This window comes from Loktanella sp. D2R18, assembly GCF_003318235.1.
Classification (GTDB): Bacteria; Pseudomonadota; Alphaproteobacteria; order Rhodobacterales; family Rhodobacteraceae; genus Yoonia.
In genome coordinates, this window is sequence record NZ_QOCG01000022.1 from 25,017 (window position 1) to 44,251 (window position 19,235).

Consider the following 19,235-nt stretch of genomic DNA (forward strand, 5'->3'; position numbering starts at 1 on the left):
CTGGGGCATTGTCCCAGCCCAGCCGAGTATACGGATTTAATCGGGTAGGCGCGGCGAACCTCGTTTTTTTTCAACATGGGCCAACGCGCGTTCGATTGCATCGGGGTTCCATAAGCCACTTTCGTTGGCCAGCGTCGAGAATGATGCTCTGAAACCATGGGCGGTCATTTCGTCGCCAGAGTAACCCATACGGCGCAATGCCGCGTTCAGGGTGTTTTTAGACATAGGGCGCGTCCATGTTCGCAAAGACGGAAACAGGTAAGCGATGACGTCAGACACTGAACAAGTACGCATCCCCAGCACAGATTTCAGTTTTTAGTTGTTGGTCGGCCATCCCTTGCACCTACGTATTAATTACCAAACCTCATCCAAATGAGTGACGGTACACTAGTCCTTTTTGCGGTATGTTTCCTGACGATAGGAGACGATGAATGCAAAAAAACAAACCCACCAGGCTGGCAGTTGCAGCAATGGCCATAATCGCAGTGATAGCTTTGATATTTATCATGACGATGGGGCGAACTGCCGACGAACCGTTTGTTGAATTAGAAGAAACCGTCCCATCTGGCCCTGTGATGATCGTCGAACAAAGCGCGGTTGGTCCTTGGACTGTCGCAACTTATGAGATTGTACAAACGCCGGACGGTGCTTTGAGCGGAATGCTGACGTTTGATACTGCCAACTCCGAAGAATGCGCCAATTTTGTGAAACAGGCACAACCATGGCTGACGATGTGTAATATTGCAGCTACGCAGGGTCATCCGGTCATCATGGAAGGGTCTCTTGTTCAATCATATCAGGACACTACCGTTTATGATGGGATGCTGGTGCGCAGTGATACAACAGATGAGTATCGCGCCGCCTTTATCGAGGCACCCTTTGATAGCTATAACATGCGCATGAGCCCGATTCCCGGCAATAACCTTGATCAAGCCCAAAGCTTTTTCTTTGATGCCGACACCAGCGCGGCACGTTCGGAAATCCTGAGGATCGAAGAAATGCGAGAGAAAGGATAACGGCTGATGACACGCTTATTTCAGGTACTCATCGCCACATCGTGCATAGCAATTGGGCAGACGGTGGCTGCACAAGACATCAATGTTTGTGGGATGCGCGATGCAAGATTTAACGCTCAATTGGAGGCGGTTCTTGAACAAGATTGGCTTTTACAAATTGGCCCCAGTGTTGCCGAGGTTTCGGGTGCTGCCATCCCAGACGGTTTTGTCTCTCCGCTGCTGAATGTCACTCTGTCGCTCGACAATGGAACGCTTGTGATCCAAGGCGAAGGTCTGCGCCGCGAATTTGTATTGGATTGGGAACACGAAAAAACTGCTAATTTTGATGCCCCCGACCCCACAAACCCCGCATACAGCAACTTCCCAGACACGGGGGAGGTAGATACTCTATTTGAGTGCGGTCTCGCCGGAACTCCGTTTTTGAGTGGATATGGCGTCTCTACAAATGCAAACGCGCCGCAATTGTCGATCTATCTTTGGATTCAGTCTAACACCAGCATGATGGGCATGTCTGTTGCAAAGGTTAGAAATGGCGCAGCACGCAGTATGCTGAGGTTGTGGAAAGTGGAAATAGAGTGAAATCGCCCTTAGATGGTTAGTCTATCAGCTCTCACCTATAGCTGTCGCGCTAGGCTCAAACACATAATAGCTTATGCTGGCCACCATAAATCCAACAATAGTGACAAAATCCTGTGCGAAAAAATTGACGCAAAGTGCGCTGAAGAGACCGATGGACATGGAAACGAAAGCAGCCCTTGCGGTGGGCGCTTCTCGAAACAAGCTGCCCTAAGCCACAGGAAGAAAAACAGAGAGCGTATTAAAAGCCGTGGTGACCTGATTGACAAGACTTCACATCAAGATCGTGACGGCAGCCGTTATTGTTAGCAATGCGACGGAAATGAAATGTATGTGTTCGCTGCTCAGATTGGGGCCAAGCCTGTAGGTAAAAGGGATGATGAACGTGTCGACCAGTGACATGGAGCAGGCTGTGAGCATTGCAATGACGACCCGCGACATCCCCGCGACCACATAGCGTTGTCGCGCGATTTGCGGAGTTTGTGCAATGGTGATGTGTTGCCAGTTATCCAACGCAAATTGTTCAGCGTCTACAATGCACCCCGTTGCAGGTGAGTCCAAGCGCAGATCACAAGCGGAACCAACAACACGCCAAGAACGAGAAGGGTTTGCGTGTTGCTTACATTGAACATAATGTGTCAACGCCGCGCGATCAGGCCAAGCGGCCCCTTCAAAAGCCGCGCCACGAGGTCGGTTTGCCCCTTTACCCCCACTTTCTCGTAAATATGCTTAAGGTGCGTCCGGATGGTGTGGATCGACACGCCAAGCAGCGTTGAAATCGCATCGGGTGACAGCCCGTCAAGAATACCCACGGCGGCCAGCGATTCTTTGCGTGTTAGTCCATAGGCAAGTTGCAACAATTCCGCACGATTGCTGTTATCCATGTCATGCCCCGACGGCCGCAAGATCAGCACCGCAGCAGGCCCACCACGTTCAAGAGCAGCTTGCCGCAATGCGGCTGGCCGAAAATGAAACCCAACGGCCTCTGCGTCAACAACAAGAAGTTGCTCACCGGACCCTTTGCGACAGGCCGCGCGGAATGATGCATCACAATACGTCTGTGCAATGCGTGTCAGTGCATTGAGATCGTCCGGCGCAGGGCGCGGATTGCCCAATTCTACAAGCGCATCAAAGAAACTTTCATTGGCATAAGACACTTCGAAATTTGCCGACACGACGGCGATCCCGATTTGAAATCGATCAATCACATTCTGAAAAATCGCTCCAAGGGCTGCGGACGACATCAGTTTCTTATTCAGCGCATATGACCGTTCCATATGCGGCATCAATACCTTTAGAACGCTATCAAATTGCGCAGCACTTAGGGGGGTGTCAGCGGCCATTGCGTAGGTCCAGCGATACAGCATTTCAACCCAGCGGTCATCGTCTTCAATATGCGTATAGCAAAATGCGACAAGTTCTTCTGGTGTGAAAGTGCGATCAAGGTCCTCATGTCCAAGCCGCCGTAAGATGTCAGAGCTCACATCTACCATGTCAAGTGACGTGTCCGCGGAAATCGCCGCATTTCTTTCGTTTGTTTTCCCACACCAATCGCTGATCAAAGTAGATATATTCAAACGCTTTTCGTCGATTACCATGCCTGCGCGGCCGCCTTCGACGCACAAGCTATCGACCTGCGTTGCGCCCATTTTTGCAAAGTGTTTTTTCATCGGCACAACAAAGGCGCCGCTAGCCGTCATCGGATCGTCGCTGCCATACATGATAAGAAAGGCAGTCCCTTTTGCCAATTGCACCGTCTTGTCACGTTTCCACGCGTTATCAATGCCACGAAACATTTCATAGAAATACCCAGTGGTTGGCGTCGGCCAAGCCAAGGGATCGGCCAGCAAAGCATCCGTAATTGCACGGTCCGAGGACATGACATCAATCAAATGATCACGATCCTTTAAATGCGCCCCAAGAAAGCTGTAAAGCTGATGCATGGTCAGATCGTCAGGGCTATCCTCAGGATTAAACTGAGCCCTCGCACGTGAAATCCCACGCGCCAATTTCATGATCACAGGTTGATTTGGCGGCGGAGCTATCATCACGATTTTGCTGGCTAGGTCAGGCCATGTTTTCAGCACTTCCAGCACAAGTGGGCTGCCGATGTTGGGCGCAACGATCAAACGGTCTTCCCACGGCACACCTTCAAATGCGACCTTCATCGAGAGGATGAGATCCGCCACGAGTTTCTCCCAGCCCGCCCCAATTTCCATATGTCCCAAAGGTGCGCGCGGTCCCGATGAATGCCCATGCCCGCGCAAATCCGTTGCGCAGACGTTCCAGCCATGTTTGGCCAGCCCACGCATTGTTTCTGCCAGATTAAGCGAATGTTGCGCCGTTCCGTGGATCAAAAAAGCAGTGCCACGCGCAGGCCCTACCGCCGCGATTTTCCTGCGTGCCAAGGCCACCCCGTCAAGTGCGAATATCTGGTCTTCTATTATTGGCATTTGCGTATTTTGCACATGACGAACGTATGGCATTCTGGTTTTTGCTCCAGTTTGGTGTGCGCAGGTAGGTAGTCAATCGCAAAGAGCACCTGTCATTGTGCCATCAATCGGAAAAACGAATGTATCAATAATCTGAGTGCATTATGGCGTGGTTTGCTTTGCGGTTCAATGCAGCCAACTGTGGTCAGGTCATCCATTTGAGTGAGGGCAAGCCAATACGAACATGATAGGTTTCGCAAATTACACCATAAGGATTGAACGGATGCGCGTTGCAAAATTGAAGACTATATTATTTGCAGGCGCTTTAGGGATGATCGGCAGCAATTTAGCATATGCCCAAGATGGCGCCCAACAAAGTGATTTAATGATCGTTTTGGATGGGTCAGGGTCGATGTGGGGCCAGATTGACGGGCGCACCAAGATTGAAATTGCGCGTGAAACACTGTCGCAAGTGTTGGAAGAAACGACCACCGAAATGAATATTGGCATGATCGCCTACGGCCACCGTGAACGCGGCGCGTGCGGCGATATTGAACTGCTTGTGCCTGTAATCCCTGCGGCGCAATCGGTGTCGCAAATCATCAGCGCCGCATCAAACCTGCAGCCCAAAGGTAAAACACCCTTGTCTGATGCCGTCCGGATGGCTGCTGAAACAATGCGTTACACGGAAAATGCGGCGACCGTTGTGCTGGTTACAGATGGCATTGAAACCTGCAATGCGGATCCTTGCGCGCTGGCGTCCGAACTTGAGGCTGCGGGTATTGATTTCACCGCACATGTCGTGGGTTTTGGCCTGAGCGCCGATGAGGGTCAACAGGTCCAATGCTTAGCTGACATAACCGGAGGTGCCTATTTTTCGGCATCAGATGCCGGCGGGCTTCAAGATGCTTTGACACGCGCACTCAATCGTCCCGAGATCGCCATGGACGACAGTGATTTCACCCCCGTCGGGCCTGAACCACGCAATGTGGAGTTCTTTATCCGCGATACCGCAAATGATCCAATTTTGGGCATACGAGAATTGACCATCGCCATCACACGCGCGGATGGAACGCCCGTCGCGCGCGATGACTACAGTCTCAATTATCCAGAGGCATCCGACCTTTCGGCAACCGCAAGCCTTCCACCGGGCCAATATACTGCAGCAATCACCCGGATTGGGATATACGAGGCTTCTGTGACCTTCGACGTGCCAGCGGGCACGGGTACACATTTGGTTGATTTGTCCCTTTCGGCGCGGCTTGTGATCAACACATTTTTGAACCCTGCTTTGCCACTTGATACAGGGAATCCACCGGCCTCATCGGTGAAATCTGACGCATGGTCCTATTATGAAATCTATGCCATTAATGACGGAGATATCGCTGAAACGCCATTATTTGAAGCCTACCAAGACTTAGACTTTGCCCTGCCAGCAGGCGTCTATTTGATACGCGCCAATTTGGACCGCACGACATCCGCAGAGAAAATTGTGGCGGTCGCGCCCGATGGAATCACTGAGGTCGATTTTTCCTTCGATGTGACCCGTGTTTTTGTCGAAGCCATGCAGACAAATGGACAACGTGTTGAGCGTCAGACCACCTACTTCTATGACGAACCCCCCTCGGGTCGGAATTATTTTGCAAGCGGCGGGGGAGTTGCCAGCAATGGGGACGTCACCCCGTTTTATCTACCGACGGGTCGTTTTGTTATGAATGTTGGTGGCGAAGGTTATGGTGCGCGGCGTAGCGAATTGATCGTCGACGTGACGGGCGACTATGCCGACATCCGCTTAGTCGTCGGTGAAGGTGCGACACTCAGCACTGATGAAATCGCATTCCTGACTTCGCCCGACCATCGCCCCTGTGCGACATTTCTACGTGTAAAATATGTCGGTTGTTTGATGAATCCTGTGCCATGATGTTCCGTATATGCGCCATTATCTGCCTCTTCTGCGGCAATAGCCTCGCGGCCCAAGATGTACGCGACGGATTAAGTAATTGGTACGCCCGATTTGAGGCCCTGGAAGCCTTAGGCGGCTTTGAAATAGTCGCCGACATTATCCATTATACGGGGCAATCACAGGTCACGGCAGATTTGCAGATATATGACGTAGGTGCCCCCTGCGCGGCCACGTTAGAGAACATGTTTTGCCCGGCGTTACGGCTTGCGAGCAATGCATATGGTGCGGCTGAAGTTCACGTGCTTCAGAGCCAATTTCTTTCCAATGGCCCCGGTAACGACGCTATAGAAATTTCGTTTCGCATTGGGCGCGCGCCCGAGGTATACCGTTTGGCTCTGTCAACGGGGCCGCGCCGCGAGATCGCATCGCTTTTCACCGGCGCAGACACTGCCCCCATCTGGCAGGGCATTGCCTTTCGTGGCCCACATGTGTGCGAAGACATGATGTGTTCAGCGGATATTTTTGCCCAAGCCAAACAAACGCAGCCCGCCGGATTACCGCAGGGCATGCATTTTTTACGGGATGACACCGGGCGGGATCTTGGGAATATCTCGTTCTCGGATAGTCCGACAGGCCCTTCGGCGACGGGTGCGTTATTTGGGCTTTTTGGCAGCCCTGTCGCGCATGAAACACAGTTTACTTTTGATCGTCAGACCGCCGAAGCGCTATCGTTGAAAGTGACAACCCGTGACGCCAATAGTATCGCGCAATGGTCGGGGCATTTGCTGATCGACACGCGCAGCCATCCGCCGCGGGGCACACTGTTCATCGGTAACGACATTTTTCTAGTGACATTGAGCCCCGCGGAAACGGCGCAGGACACACCCGAAGACGAATACGACACGCCCGGTTTTGGGATCTATAAATACACCTACGGATTGCGTGACATCCCCGCCAACAGCAGCTTAAATCTACGCAGTGCGGCAGACCGATCATCGGCCATTGTCGGCACATTGGCGAGGAATGCGCAGGATTTGCAAGTGATTGCCTGCCTCCCCGAGATCGACAATATCATGTTCGAAGAATTCACGCCCGCCCAGCAAGCGGCAACATTGGCCCGTGTCTGGTGCAATATCACCACCGGAACCGTTCAAGGCTGGATGCCGGGGCGATACCTTGTGATCAATCGATAAGAAGGGGCACACATGTTTCAACGCGTAAGAATATGGACGTTTGGGATGCTTTGCGCCGCGATAGGCACAGCGCATGCCGACACCTTGACCTATTCCCACAACGGATCTGATATGGCGGTCGAGGTGGAAGGTGCGCGTGTCACGATCCGATACCTGACACCGCGACAAGGGTTGCAGGACATTGGGGTCAATGCAGGCACCGTGCTTTTTAGTGGGCAACAGGGTGACGGCTATCTTGACGGCATGGCCCAAATGTTCAGCGCGCGTTGCGAAACCATAGACTACTTTGTCTTCGGAGATTTCATCCAAGGGTCTGATTTTACGTTGCGCGGGGTCGCCCCGGTTTTGGCCACGGATAGCTGCCGCGTGGTAGATAATGTGAGCGGTACAGGAAACGGGGTGCTTGTTTTCAATGTGGCACCACAAACGCAGGCGGGGTGTTTGCAAGGCGTCAACACGACCCTCAATGTCCGTGTAGGCCCTGGTTCAGATTACGGCGTGATTGCCGAATTGCCTGCTGGAACCTGCAATCTGCGCATGATGGGCCGGTGTGACAGCGCATGGTGCAGCATCAAGGTCGGCGGCATCGTGGGATGGGTCGATCAAACATATCTAGCCCGATAGCGCGGAACGATTTATGAACCTATTCACGACAATTTTTGTATTCAGTGCCGCGATCCTTTTCGCGACACATGCGCATGCAGACCAAGCCGCAGACGTGGCCTGTGACGCTGTGGGGCTACCGGTACAAGTGAGCAGTTTTCAGACGGCGGCTCTCAATTTGCCATTTGATAAAGTGGACACACCTGTCGTCTGGCAAGCCGTTCTTTTAACTCCCCAAGATGACCGTCTGCTCTGGCTCCAAAACCCCGAACCCGCATCAGACACAAGGCTGATCATTCCCCTGATTGAATGGGCAAGTTCAGGTGTCGATACCCATGTATTGTTAATGGCCAAAGATCAAAACGAAGATGTGGTTTTTGAATGCCCACCGCATCCGTTGCGGATTTTGCCCCCCGCAATTCGACCAAGCGCCTACCTTGAACTGATCGTGCACAACAGAGAACTGGCTGTTCGTACGCAACGATTGATCGACGTGATTACGCCAGAAGCTGCCCCGTTGATGACCCGCCAAGAGCAAAACGCACTTCATCTCGAAGACCTTGATAATGCGGAACACTATCTGAATGCGGATGCGCAAACGCAACGTGTTCAAGATGCCATTGCGACATATGTTCTGGACCTGCCCAATACGGCAGCCGTGCAAACACTGGATATGGTCTTGGCACCGCCCCAACAAGCACCTGTTGTCGATAAAATTAGTTTCAATACATCAGATTTTTCGGCGCAAACCCTTGCATTTCGTCCTGATATTGATCGTTTCGCGTTACATAACGCTCAAGACTTTATCGCAAGTGGTCTGCGCACATGTCCGCAGACAGAGGATGAATTACAACAAATGGTAGCGGCACTTTATCAGGCCAACCAAGACACAGGCGGAACCATATACGCCAAAGAAAAGGCGACTTTGAAATCAGTCGAAGTCGTTTTGATTGCGTCCGGTGTCGGTTTGATAAGTGGAAGCACCAAAGCTGCCACGACAACAGCGAACACGCTCAACACTTATCTGGCATTTCAAACATTGCTAGATGACGTCATACGCGGCACCTATCCATCTAAATTTACCAACCTATTCGCAACAGCGACCCCACACGCGATCTATGCGGACAGTTTGCAAGAAGACCGTATCTTTCGCGTCGAAACAGTCGAATTAACAACACTAAGCGCTGGATGGTCGATGTCGAAATCAGCCTTTGATTTCACGATGGCAGCCATAGGCGGCAAATCTGTACCGGGCGACCTTAAACAATTGCTTGTCGCTGCCCCCAGAAACCGCGCAGCCCTTGTATCACGGGTGCAAGCAGCACATCAGAGCTTTCGCACAACAAGCCATGCTACCACCCGCAATGCACAACTAGATATTTATCTGTCCGGCGCAGAAGGTGTCAGAGACGGGGAGATCCTTAACAACGCTTACAGCCACATAACCAGGTACCTTGGCGAGACCTCGGAAATTAGAACGCCGCCAGAGATATGCCGCTTGGACCTGAACGCATCAACCTTGATCGCCGCAAATACGGTAGACCTCCCGCTTGGCAATGCCCTGCGCGCCGTCAATATCGGAATTGAGAACCGGGAATTTACAGCCGTAAACACAGGTCAAGGGGCTGTTGGGATCGCTTTTGAAAACTTACCACCAGAATTCAAAATCATTCCTGAGCTGCCAACAACAACCGTGCGGATTGATATCCCGCAAATTGCTATAACGATCGATGGTCCTAGTGGCATTTCACCCTATGGGACCGGGAATTACGAATTCACCATAGAAAATAGCGCCCCCACCGCGTCACCGATTGTGCAATGGGACCATCTTCCGACAAATTTGGTCGCCGCAGGTCCGCATAACGTGGATGGGTACGCAATGACGCCCTTGGACGTCACCTGCCAGGCCCGCACCATGCTTTTGACAGCGACCTACGACGCGGACTTTCTAGAGCAGATCGACGTGGCACCGTTTGCTTCACGTCAGGTGACATTACTTGCAGATCAAGATGAATGTGAAGACGTCGAAGACCAGCCCGATGTCGACGCTCCAACATGGGACGCCGTGGGCGGACAATGGCTAGAGACACCATTAAGTGATCCATTTGTCTGTACATTTATTGGGTCGGCAATCGGTTCCGGACACGGACCCGGTCAGACTGTCGTTGCGCGTGGGTGCAAACAAATTGGCGAAGCGACTTTTGACTTTGTCGACAACAACGCCCTCTTGATCGTCAATGCACTGGGCATGGAGTTTAGATTTCAAAAGTCTGAACAACGCTACATGGATATACGTGATCAGATCCTATTTTACGGTGGCCGTTCAATTACAGCCTACCCGCCCATGGACCTGTTTCGAATCGAGGTCGACGTTGAAGATCTACAAGCTCAAAATCCATTTATTTATGAAAGCGAGAACTACGGCTTCAATGATTTTGCAACTTATACGTTTGCGTATCGCAACACGCTATACGCGATGGGCGGGTTTTCACAAACTGACGCAGGCTTTGAAACCATATACCGTATTCCCGATCCCACATGGCTTAAGCTCGAGCCATAACTGGGCGGCAGCGCGGGCTGATCAGCCGGATCAGAACGGAAGAAGGGCGAGGCTTGCGCGTCGCCCCGTGTCAAATCACCCCTGGATGCTTTTGGCGGAGGCCATGCCCGGCGCGTCGGATTTCCCGCCAAGCTTCTCGCGTACACCGTCTTCGATCTTTTGACCGATAGCGGCGTCAATGTTACGCCAATATTCAGACGCCCGCACGAGGACCTTTTCGCTGACGCCATCACATAGATGGCCGACCACGTTGCCCACCAAGCGAACGCTCAATGCGTCCGCAAACGCGCTCCAAGCGATTCTGTTGGTTGCGCCCCTGCGCCCCAGCCATTCGCTCCTTGCGGTACACCTCTTTGGCGTCCAGCATTGTGACCACTGGTTCATCCGCATCAGGTGCGACTACGGCACAATAAATAATGGGGTCAACACCGCGATGCCTAAGTTCATCAGCAAGCACCTCCCTTGCCTCATCTTCATTCCGCACACCGGATATATCAACCGCTTTGAGATAACGCTTCTTAGATGTACCAGATCAAATGGATATGGCAGCAACAGATAGCTGACTTTCCAATGAATATAATGAACGGCAGGTTTGAGCCCATTTTTGACCGAAGCTGTTGCATCAACAAATGTCGGCTTTGATGACCTTCGCTGTTTGGAAAGTGCATTTTGCAGAATAACTGTGGGCAGGTCTAAGCCTTTGCCTTTAACCGGGCTAAACCTCTAAGGTCGCCCCTCTGGAATTCCAACCTCTCTCAAGTAAGGCGAAAGACATCATAGCAGTCCTGCAAGAGACCGCTAGGTCTTTGGCACAGCTGGGGGCGACGGCGATAGAGATACCACAGGCCTAAACGGGTTGCCCTTCAAACTGCGCAAGGGTGACGCCACCCTCTTGCAATGCACGGCGAACCTCCGAAGCAATGCGGACGGCCGTCGGGGTGTCACCGTGTAGGCAGATCGTATCGATGCGCGTTTTAATGCGTTTGCCGCTTTCGGTGATGATGGCGCCCTCGCGGACCATTTCGGCCATGCGGCGGCCTGCTTCGTCAGGGTCATGGACCACCGCACCAGGCAGGGCGCGATCGACGAGGGTTGCGTCGTCATTATAAGCCCGATCCGCAAAAATTTCGCAGGCAACCTTGCAGCCCAGAGCAGAAGCGGCGCGTTGCTGGGCGGTGCCTGCCAGAACCATGATGGTGATATCCGGCGCGATATTGAGTGCGGCTTCGTAACAGGCCTTGGCCATCGCCTCGTTTTCGGATGACATGTTCGCCAAGGCGCCATGTAGCTTCAGGTGCCGGATTGTGCCGCCTGAGGATTTTGCCATCGCTTGCGCCGCCCCCAGTTGATACCGCACCAGATTTTGCAGGGAGTCAGAGGCAATGTTCATTCGTTGCCGCCCGAAACCGTGCAGATCAGGAAAGCCTGGATGTGCGCCGATGCCAACGCCCTTTTGCGTGGCCACCTTCATGGTTGCGGCCATCACGTCCCAATCGCCCGCATGAAACCCGCAGGCGACATTGGCAGAGGTCACGATATCCAGAAGGGCCGCGTCGTCGCCCATTTCCCAGGCCCCATAACTTTCGCCCATGTCAGCGTTCAGATCGACTGTTTGTGTCATTCTATTTTCCTTAAATATCTTCGTTTCCGGCGATCATTCCGCCGATAAGATTGTATGACAGCAGATCGCGCATAAGGCGCGGATCGCGGATCAACGGGCGGCAGTGCTTGCCCAACTCTGCGCGGCGTTTGGCCTCGGCACGTTCCAGCTCTACGGCCTCGTTCAGATCAACAAAACGGAACCGGAACTCTGCCCCCGCGGGCGCCTGCGCCACACGCGGCAGATCGCAGGGTAGAACCGTACCGATCCGAGGGTAGCCGCCAGTTGTTTGGCATTCGACCATCAGTACAAAGGGCGTGCCATCGCCAGTGACCTGAATGTCGCCGGGCAGCACGATTTCTGACACGACGTTGCGCCCGCCTTCGATGTGATACCCACCGCCATGGGGGGTCAACGCCAAACCCATTCTGTTTGCGCGCGCCGCGCGGTGCAGCGGTTCTAATTGCAGGCGATCCAATTCGGTCTTGCCAAAAAGATGGGTCTGAAAACTGGGGGTAAGACGAACCTCACCGCCTTGAAAACGGTCTTCGACGTCGATCACCCTGTTTGTTTCGCGCCCTTTATCGGTGCCAATGGCCAGAACTTCGCCATCCTGCAGCAAGGCGCCAATTCCGGCAGAGAGATGCGCGGACCTCGCCCCCAAGAACGGATCAGAAGCAAACCCGCCGCCAACATGTAGATAGCCGTAGCACCCCGACATGGCCGCGCCGATGGACAATCGCGCGCTAGCAGGCAGGCAATGCGACGCGTTCCACACCACCGCATCGCCGTCGATGGTGACGCGCATGGGCGCGCCTGTAAGCGCGATGCGGGTGTCTTGGCTTGCCTGAAATTCCCCACCCAGCGCGGCCATTTCCAGCGCAAGCGTATCGGCAGGCTGACCAAGCAACGCCGCGCCCTCGGCCAGCGCCAGCCTGTCCGCTGCCCCACCACGCGACAGGCCCAACGCCAGATGGCCGGGGCGCCCCATGTCCTGCAATGTCATACTGGGACCGGCGCGTAAGATCGTCAGTTGTGCGCTCATTTGAGTGTCTCGTACGTCGCGCCGCCGTTCGGATCGCTGCGCATGTTGTTCAATGACGCGGCATCCGTGGCGATGAATTGCACTTCGTCACCGGGGCGCAAAAGGATTGGTTCGTCGGCTTCGGGTTGGAAAAGGTTGATTGCCGTCTGACCAACATGTTGCCAGCCAGTTGGCGCAGAAACGCCAAACAATACAAATTGTCGGATCGCCACGACCAGCGCACCTTTCGAGACGCGGTCCGTCAATTGGCTTTGGCGGGGAATGTCCCAGGCTTCGGGCAATTCACCCAAATAGGGCTGACCGGGCGAAAATCCGAGCGCTTGCACACGCACGCGCGCGTTTGAAAGAGAGGTCTCCGCCTCGGCTTCACTCATTCCCGCTGCCGTGGCGGCCTGTGCCAATTGCGGGGCCAGATCGCTGCCATAAACGGTCGGAATGCGCCAAAAACGCCGCCCTTCGGGCAAGGCGGCATCAAACCAGTTGCGGCGTTTCAGAAGGGTATCGACCTTGGATCGCAATACATCGTGGGCTAGGTGCAAAGGATCAAAGCGAACGAAACAGGATACGAGAGTCGATGATGTTTCCTCGACACCCTCCCAACCTTCGGCCTCGACAGCTGCACGAAAAGCCAATGCCGCACGATTAGCTGGTTCGCTTAGCTTGTCACCAAAGCTGACAAGAAGACCGTCCACACCTCCGGTGCGGATCATGGGAAATGCAGGGGAGGATTGAGTCACATCTGCTCCGGCAGGTAGGTTACGATGGATGGGAAGATCACGATTAGAGCCAACGCGACGACCATCAAAAAGAAGAAAGGAAGTGCGGCATAGGCGACCGTCAGAATATCGCGCCCGGTCAGGGATTGTAGCACAAAGAGGTTGAAACCAACTGGCGGGGTGATCTGGCTCATCTCAACAACGATCACCAGAAAGATGCCAAACCACAGCGGATCAATTCCGGCCTGTTGCACCATCGGCATGATGACCGAGGCCGTCAACACCACGACCGAAATTCCGTCAAGAAAACAGCCAAGGATCACGAAGAACACGGTCAGCGCAGCCAACAGGGTATATGTCGACAGACCAAGCCCACCAATCCATTCGGCAAGGATACGCGGGATACCGGTAAAGCCCATAGCAACGGTCAGGAAAGATGCCCCCGCAAGGATGAAACCGATCATGCAAGAGGTCACAGTTGCGCCCATCAACCCCTCAACAAAGCTCGCGCGGCTTAGCGTGCCGGAACTCCATGACAGGATCAGCGCCAGCACAACCCCGACAGCGGCAGCGTCCGTCGGCGATGCGATACCGGCATAAATCGAGCCGATCACTCCGCCGATCAGCATCATCACCGGCAGCAACCGACGGGAGCGGCGCAGCTTTTCGCGAAAGTTTACAGAGATGTCTTCCATAGGAAGTGAAGCGCGGTTCATTACGGCCCAGATGGCGACATAGCCCACGAACAAGGTCACAAGCAGCAGCCCGGGCAGGACGCCCGCAACAAACAACCGCGCGATGGATTGCTCGGTCGCCACGCCATAAACGATCAGGATGATGGATGGCGGGATCAACAGCCCCAGCGTCGCCGATCCGGCCAGCGTCCCGATTACCATCTTTTCAGGATAGCCCCGTCGCGACAGTTCGGGGATCGAGAGCTTGCCAATGGTGGCCGCCGTTGCCGCCGATGATCCGGATACCGCAGCAAAGATCCCGCAGGCAAAGACATTAACGTGTAAAAGCTGGCCTGGCAGGCGGTTCATCCACGGCGAGAGACCTGTGAACATATCGTCGCTCAGCCGAGAGCGAAACAGGATTTCACCCATCCAGATGAACAGCGGCAGCGCGGCCAAGGCCCAAGAATTCGAATGGCCCCACATGGTCGTCGCCATAACAAGACCCAAGGGCGCATTGCTGAACAATGCCATGGCGGCAATTCCGACACCCAACAGCGAAAAAGCAACCCAAAGGCCGGCCCCAAGGAAGGCAAAAAGAAGGACAATCAGAATGACGGAAAGGACGGCAACGGACATGGTTCAGTCTCCTATTCGCTCAGCAGGTTTTCGCCCTTGCCATCCCAAGACGCGGGACGACCGCGCAAAAGGCCGACAAGTTCGTCAAGCAGAGCAATGGTGAGAATAGTAAGCCCAAACGCGATGGGCAGTTGCGGCAACCAAAGCGGAACGGAGACCATACCAGAGGACCGGTCACCATATTCAAAAGATTCATAAACAAGCTGGAAGACAAACCAACTTGCATAGGCGCTCATCGTCAGGGCAACCGCGACGACGACAATTTCGAAGCCACGCTGAGCGCGGGCCGGCAGGCGGTTCAGCAACAGCGTGACGCGGATGTGCCCGCCTTCGCGCAGCGCATAAGCCAGCGCAAGAAAGATAGAGGCCGCCAGAAAGAAACCTGTGAAATCCGCATAGGACGGGATCGTCAGCCCAAGGCCGGTTCCCGTTATGGCGGCGGCGATCTTGTCTGCAAGGTTCAGGCAGACCTGAACAAAAACGACGGCGACGATGGCGACAATGAAGGCCGCAGCCAGCCCGCCAGATATTCGATAGAGATTGTCCAAGGCTCGCCGCATGATCGCTTCCTCTGTGTTAGGGGGTAAGGCCGGACGCGCTGGAGCGTCCGGCCCGTTAGGTTATTGGCCGTAGGCGCTTAGCAATGCGGCACCGGCGTCGCCTGCTTCAGCGCTCCAGTTTTCCAGCATTTGCGTACCAATCTCGCGCAATCCGGTCATCAGTTCCTCTGATGGCTCCACAACGATGATGCCGTTTTCAGCCAGAACCGCTGTTTGTGCTTCGGTTTCCGCACGGCTCATCTCCCAGCCGCGGGCTTCTGCGGCGGCGGCGGCTTCAAGAACAGCGGTCTGTGTGGCGTCGTCCAGACGGCGGAAAGAACGGGTGTTGACCACCACGACGTTCTTGGGAATCCATGCCTGAATGTCGGTGTAATGTGTCAGGAAGTCCCACGCCTTGGAATTCACACCAGTCGAGGATGAGGTGATCATCGCCTCGACACGTCCGGTGCTGAAGGCCTGCGGAATATCCGGGTTTTCGACCTGTGTGGGCGCCGCACCTGCAAGGTTGGCGAACTCTTCAAGGGTGGCGTTATATGTGCGGAACTTCAGCCCTGCGAGGTCTTCGACTGAATTGATCTCCCCCGTGGTATAAAGTCCCTGCGGCGGCCATGGCACCGAATAAAGAACCATCATGCCTTGTTCGTCCAGAAGCTCGGAAATGACGTCTTTCTGGGCAGCCCAAAGGCGCTCTGCATCTTCGTAGTTGGTGGCGAGGAAAGGCAGTGAGTCCGCACCAAAGGCCGGATCTTCATTGGCCAAGAGCGACAGGAAAAATTCGCCAATGGGCACCTGACCGCTGCGCACAGCCCTGCTGATTTCGGGGTGCTTAAAGAGTGATGCCGCAGAATGGACGTTGATTTCGAGTGCGCCATCCGTGGCCGCAGCCACATCAGCGGCAAACTCGGTGATATTGACGGTGTGGAAGGTCGCATCTGGGTAAGGCGTCGGCATATCCCAAGTTTCAGCCTGCGCACTGATCGTTAGACCCGTTAGAGCGGCGGCTGCCCCGCCAAGAATTCGTGAAATGAGCATTGTGCTCTCCCTGCTTTGTTGGATGGAAACAGGCTTGCACTACACTTACATTTCGTCAACGTTTTATAAGTATAGTTCACCAAATTCAGCTCCGGCTGTTGAAATGCTAGGGAAATATTGACATTATATGCGGAAATTATCAGCGAATTGAGCATAAAGAGAGCTATAAATGACTGACACCCCCCCCGCTGACCGCCGAATCGTCTCCTCTCGCCATCTCGCCCAAGGCGACGGCTGGGAACTGTCAGAGCTTGAGTTTGGATTGATCGTCGGGTTCAACGCCTTTTCGCGATGGGTCACGCGCTGCATGGCCGCTGCAGGCCAGCCCGACCTGAGCCCTCTCGAAATTCTGATCCTGCATAACGTCAATCATCGTGACAGGGACAAGCGGCTTTCCGACATCAGCTTTCTGCTGAACATCGAAGACAGCCATACAGTGAATTACGCTCTGCGCAAATTGTTAAAGGCCGGATTGCTGGTTTCGGAAAAGAGAGGCAAGGAAGTGTTTTATCGCACTTCGCCCGAAGGCGTCGCCCTGTGCGAGGCCTACCGGGATGTGCGGCGACAATGCTTGCTGAACGGCCTCTCGCCTGCGGAAATGAGCGGCGCAGAACTGCGGGAACTGGCCCGGATGCTACGCGCTCTGTCCGGCCATTACGACCAAGCCAGCCGCGCCGCCGCTACACTTTGAAACCGCTGCGCGCTCTAGCAAAGAAACCGGACCGGCTTATGACTTTGACGGGTACTCATCCCGTGTTTCCATCATTCGTTGACGTCTCGCGCCCCCAAACCGCAGCCATTTTGAAATCTGCGTAACGACGCTGCACTGAACGGCCCCACCTTTGCGCCAAAAAGTAATTTGGACCAGTCGCTTTTTCGTGCCGTCCTAAGTGCACATTTAGGCCACTTTCTGTTCGCAAGTGGCACTCTGGAAGGAGTGAGTGTTCAGCTCTGAGCTGATTTCAGGAAATCGAGTGCAGCAGCAAGGCACGAGCGTACTTGAAGCCGTTTTCCAAAGCTTGGTCGATTTCCTTCAGCAGTTCCGCATCTCCCTTGTTCTTACCTCCGTGAACGATTGCATTGCGGGTTCTGTAAAAGCTATCGATGTCCTCACCAATCTGAACATTCTCTTCGTTGCTCGCACCCAAGAGGCTAGAAACGTTGCGGCTCAACTCCTTCTTGTATGTCTTCTCTTTTGGAAAGTAGCGTTCGAAGATGATTGCAAGATCAAGGATGCGATCTTCCTTAGCAAACCTGCCAAATGTCCTTTGGGCCTCAGCAAGTCGGTGAATCAATGGAGCTACCGTCGCGTAGTTTGTCGTGCTTTTTTTTGAGAACAGTTCCACCGCATGTCGAACACGATCTGGGCTTGCGGGACTTTGCTTCCGGAACGGGTCGTGGAAATTGCCAACAAACTCACCAGCTCTTGCCGAACCAGAGCCATAGTGTTGTCCCAAGAGTTGAAGGCTTGTTTTTGAGACAACACACGGAAAGTCATACACCCACGTTATTGGGCATTCCAGCACGACTGACAAGAGCTCGGCGAACTCTGCTGCGACACGGTGAAACAACAAAGGCACGTCTTTCGGGCGTCTGTCCCGCAGACGGGCATTCACTTGGTGGAATTCTGGCTTCCAACGGAACGGGGCCGCGATCCCAAAAAACAACTCTAGATCACGCGCCTTCACTTGATCTGGCGCCCGATCTTTAAACCAACTTGGATCAATGTAATCGCGAAATTCGTCGAATGGAGCAATGAAGTAGCCATCTCCCAGATCGTATTTTTCGGCGACTCTAATTCCATAAAAGAGATCGACGTCGTACCCAAGATCCAAGTCGTTCGTCAGGGGTGAAACCCTAAGCTCTGAAGAGAGCATCAGCAACGAGTTCAACTCACCTGCTGTCCTGCCAAACTTCTTTTCCAACCGGTAGTATTCTCGGGCCATTAAACCCGAAATTATTTGCGCAATGCCTGTAAAGGTCTTGCCGTTAATTATTCCTACTTGAACAAAGTCACTGTTCGCGAGTTTCAGGTGATACTCTGTCTTCGACAGTGTGGCCGCTGACTTCCCCTCTTTGCGTTGTTTAGCTAGAAATGCGGCACCGATTTTTTCAAAGGTCTGGCCTTTGGCCTCAAGCCTAATACGTTTCTCTTCCTGCTTGGCTTCGCTAGGGTCAATACCGTCCGCCAATTGGGCCTTGGCAATATCGCGCGCTTGACGCGCCTTCGCTAACGTCACTGCTGGATAGTCCCCGATCACCAACAAACGCTCTTTGCCATCGATACGGTACTTAAAGCGCCACGACTTTGATCCGCTGACCTTCACAAGCACAAACAGCCCTTCAAAGTCGCTGACTTTATAAGCCTTCTCGCGTGGTTTTAGATTTCGAATCTTGATGTCACTTAAGGGCATGGTGGGGGTAGGCAGTTTTTCCAATTTTTATCGTACCCCCAATAATACCCCTTTTCTGGGGGTACGCTGCTGGACGTTATAAAGCAGCATTGGACAAACGATCTCGACAAATCCCTTATAAACAAGGATCATTCGGATGTCATTGGATAAATCTGGATGATAAAATGGTGCCCCCACACGGACTCGAACCGCGGACCTACTGATTACAAATCAGTTGCTCTACCAGCTGAGCTATAGGGGCACTGGTGTGCAGTTTCCTGCGTCGTCTCATC

General features: G+C 53.7%; 18 protein-coding genes and 1 tRNA gene. 7 read left to right on the forward strand and 12 right to left on the reverse strand.

Annotation, left to right across the window (positions count from 1 at the left end):
• Nucleotides 1–36: 36 nt before the first annotated feature.
• Nucleotides 37–225: a hypothetical protein gene (locus DS901_RS11505; RefSeq protein ID WP_258546713.1), complete on the reverse strand. Its 189-nt coding sequence runs from the start codon at nucleotides 223–225 to the stop codon at nucleotides 37–39.
• A gap of 206 nt (nucleotides 226–431) precedes the next feature.
• On the opposite strand from DS901_RS11505, the gene DS901_RS11510 reads away from it, so the two are divergent.
• Nucleotides 432–1,016 carry a hypothetical protein gene (locus tag DS901_RS11510; protein WP_113777098.1) on the forward strand — a complete coding sequence of 195 codons (585 nt, stop codon included), beginning with the start codon at nucleotides 432–434 and terminating at the stop codon, nucleotides 1,014–1,016.
• A 6-nt stretch (nucleotides 1,017–1,022) separates the two neighbouring features.
• A complete protein-coding gene (locus DS901_RS11515; protein WP_113777099.1) occupies nucleotides 1,023–1,595 on the forward strand; it encodes a hypothetical protein in 573 nt (190 codons plus the stop codon).
• Between the two features lie 270 nt (nucleotides 1,596–1,865).
• Here the strand turns inward: DS901_RS11515 and DS901_RS11520 are convergent, their stop codons facing one another.
• Both DS901_RS11520 and DS901_RS11525 read right to left on the reverse strand, forming a co-directional pair.
• The gene (locus tag DS901_RS11520; protein WP_181820846.1) at nucleotides 1,866–2,105 is read right to left on the reverse strand and encodes a hypothetical protein; all 240 of its coding nucleotides are present in this window, start codon (nucleotides 2,103–2,105) and stop codon (nucleotides 1,866–1,868) included.
• A 125-nt stretch (nucleotides 2,106–2,230) separates the two neighbouring features.
• Entirely contained in the window at nucleotides 2,231–4,045 is a 1,815-nt protein-coding gene (locus DS901_RS11525) for an alpha/beta fold hydrolase (RefSeq protein ID WP_181820847.1), read from the reverse strand.
• A gap of 262 nt (nucleotides 4,046–4,307) precedes the next feature.
• On the opposite strand from DS901_RS11525, the gene DS901_RS11530 reads away from it, so the two are divergent.
• From DS901_RS11530 to DS901_RS11545, 4 genes are read left to right on the forward strand one after another with little or no spacing between them, the layout of a single operon-like run.
• Nucleotides 4,308–5,945 carry a vWA domain-containing protein gene (locus DS901_RS11530; RefSeq protein WP_220150233.1) on the forward strand — a complete coding sequence of 546 codons (1,638 nt, stop codon included), beginning with the start codon at nucleotides 4,308–4,310 and terminating at the stop codon, nucleotides 5,943–5,945.
• Complete coding sequence (locus DS901_RS11535) at nucleotides 5,942–7,120, forward strand: SH3 domain-containing protein (RefSeq protein ID WP_113777102.1); 1,179 nt, start codon at nucleotides 5,942–5,944, stop codon at nucleotides 7,118–7,120. Before DS901_RS11530 ends, DS901_RS11535 begins: the two co-directional genes overlap by 4 nt.
• A 12-nt stretch (nucleotides 7,121–7,132) precedes the next feature.
• Nucleotides 7,133–7,744, forward strand: coding sequence for an SH3 domain-containing protein (locus DS901_RS11540; RefSeq protein WP_113777103.1), 612 nt, complete (start codon nucleotides 7,133–7,135; stop codon nucleotides 7,742–7,744).
• 13 nt (nucleotides 7,745–7,757) lie between these two features.
• Entirely contained in the window at nucleotides 7,758–10,283 is a 2,526-nt protein-coding gene (locus tag DS901_RS11545; protein ID WP_113777104.1) for a hypothetical protein, read from the forward strand.
• Between the two features lie 75 nt (nucleotides 10,284–10,358).
• On the opposite strand, the gene DS901_RS11550 is transcribed toward DS901_RS11545, so the two are convergent.
• The 7 genes from DS901_RS11550 to DS901_RS11580 form a co-directional block, all read right to left on the reverse strand.
• Entirely contained in the window at nucleotides 10,359–10,556 is a 198-nt protein-coding gene (locus DS901_RS11550) for a catalase-related domain-containing protein (protein ID WP_258546714.1), read from the reverse strand.
• Nucleotides 10,557–11,130: 574 nt separating this feature from the next.
• On the reverse strand, nucleotides 11,131–11,904 hold the full coding sequence (locus DS901_RS11555) for a LamB/YcsF family protein (RefSeq protein ID WP_113777105.1): 774 nt from the start codon (nucleotides 11,902–11,904) through the stop codon (nucleotides 11,131–11,133).
• A 10-nt stretch (nucleotides 11,905–11,914) separates the two neighbouring features.
• A complete protein-coding gene (locus DS901_RS11560; protein ID WP_113777106.1) occupies nucleotides 11,915–12,928 on the reverse strand; it encodes a biotin-dependent carboxyltransferase family protein in 1,014 nt (337 codons plus the stop codon).
• The gene (locus DS901_RS11565; protein ID WP_113777107.1) at nucleotides 12,925–13,638 is read right to left on the reverse strand and encodes a 5-oxoprolinase subunit B family protein; all 714 of its coding nucleotides are present in this window, start codon (nucleotides 13,636–13,638) and stop codon (nucleotides 12,925–12,927) included. Before DS901_RS11565 ends, DS901_RS11560 begins: the two co-directional genes overlap by 4 nt.
• A 23-nt stretch (nucleotides 13,639–13,661) precedes the next feature.
• Nucleotides 13,662–14,957, reverse strand: a complete 1,296-nt coding sequence (locus DS901_RS11570; protein WP_113777108.1) for a TRAP transporter large permease — start codon at nucleotides 14,955–14,957, stop codon at nucleotides 13,662–13,664.
• Between the two features lie 11 nt (nucleotides 14,958–14,968).
• A complete protein-coding gene (locus DS901_RS11575; RefSeq protein WP_113777109.1) occupies nucleotides 14,969–15,517 on the reverse strand; it encodes a TRAP transporter small permease in 549 nt (182 codons plus the stop codon).
• Nucleotides 15,518–15,577: 60 nt separating this feature from the next.
• A complete protein-coding gene (locus DS901_RS11580) occupies nucleotides 15,578–16,549 on the reverse strand; it encodes a TRAP transporter substrate-binding protein (RefSeq protein ID WP_113777110.1) in 972 nt (323 codons plus the stop codon).
• A 169-nt stretch (nucleotides 16,550–16,718) separates the two neighbouring features.
• Here DS901_RS11580 and DS901_RS11585 point away from each other — a divergent pair, with 169 nt between their 5' ends.
• The gene (locus tag DS901_RS11585) at nucleotides 16,719–17,240 is read left to right on the forward strand and encodes a winged helix DNA-binding protein (RefSeq protein ID WP_113777111.1); all 522 of its coding nucleotides are present in this window, start codon (nucleotides 16,719–16,721) and stop codon (nucleotides 17,238–17,240) included.
• 271 nt (nucleotides 17,241–17,511) lie between these two features.
• Here the strand turns inward: DS901_RS11585 and DS901_RS11590 are convergent, their stop codons facing one another.
• Both DS901_RS11590 and DS901_RS11595 read right to left on the reverse strand, forming a co-directional pair.
• Nucleotides 17,512–18,963, reverse strand: coding sequence for an integrase arm-type DNA-binding domain-containing protein (locus tag DS901_RS11590; RefSeq protein ID WP_113777112.1), 1,452 nt, complete (start codon nucleotides 18,961–18,963; stop codon nucleotides 17,512–17,514).
• Nucleotides 18,964–19,128: 165 nt separating this feature from the next.
• Nucleotides 19,129–19,204: transfer RNA gene (locus tag DS901_RS11595), tRNA-Thr, on the reverse strand.
• Nucleotides 19,205–19,235: the final 31 nt, after the last annotated feature.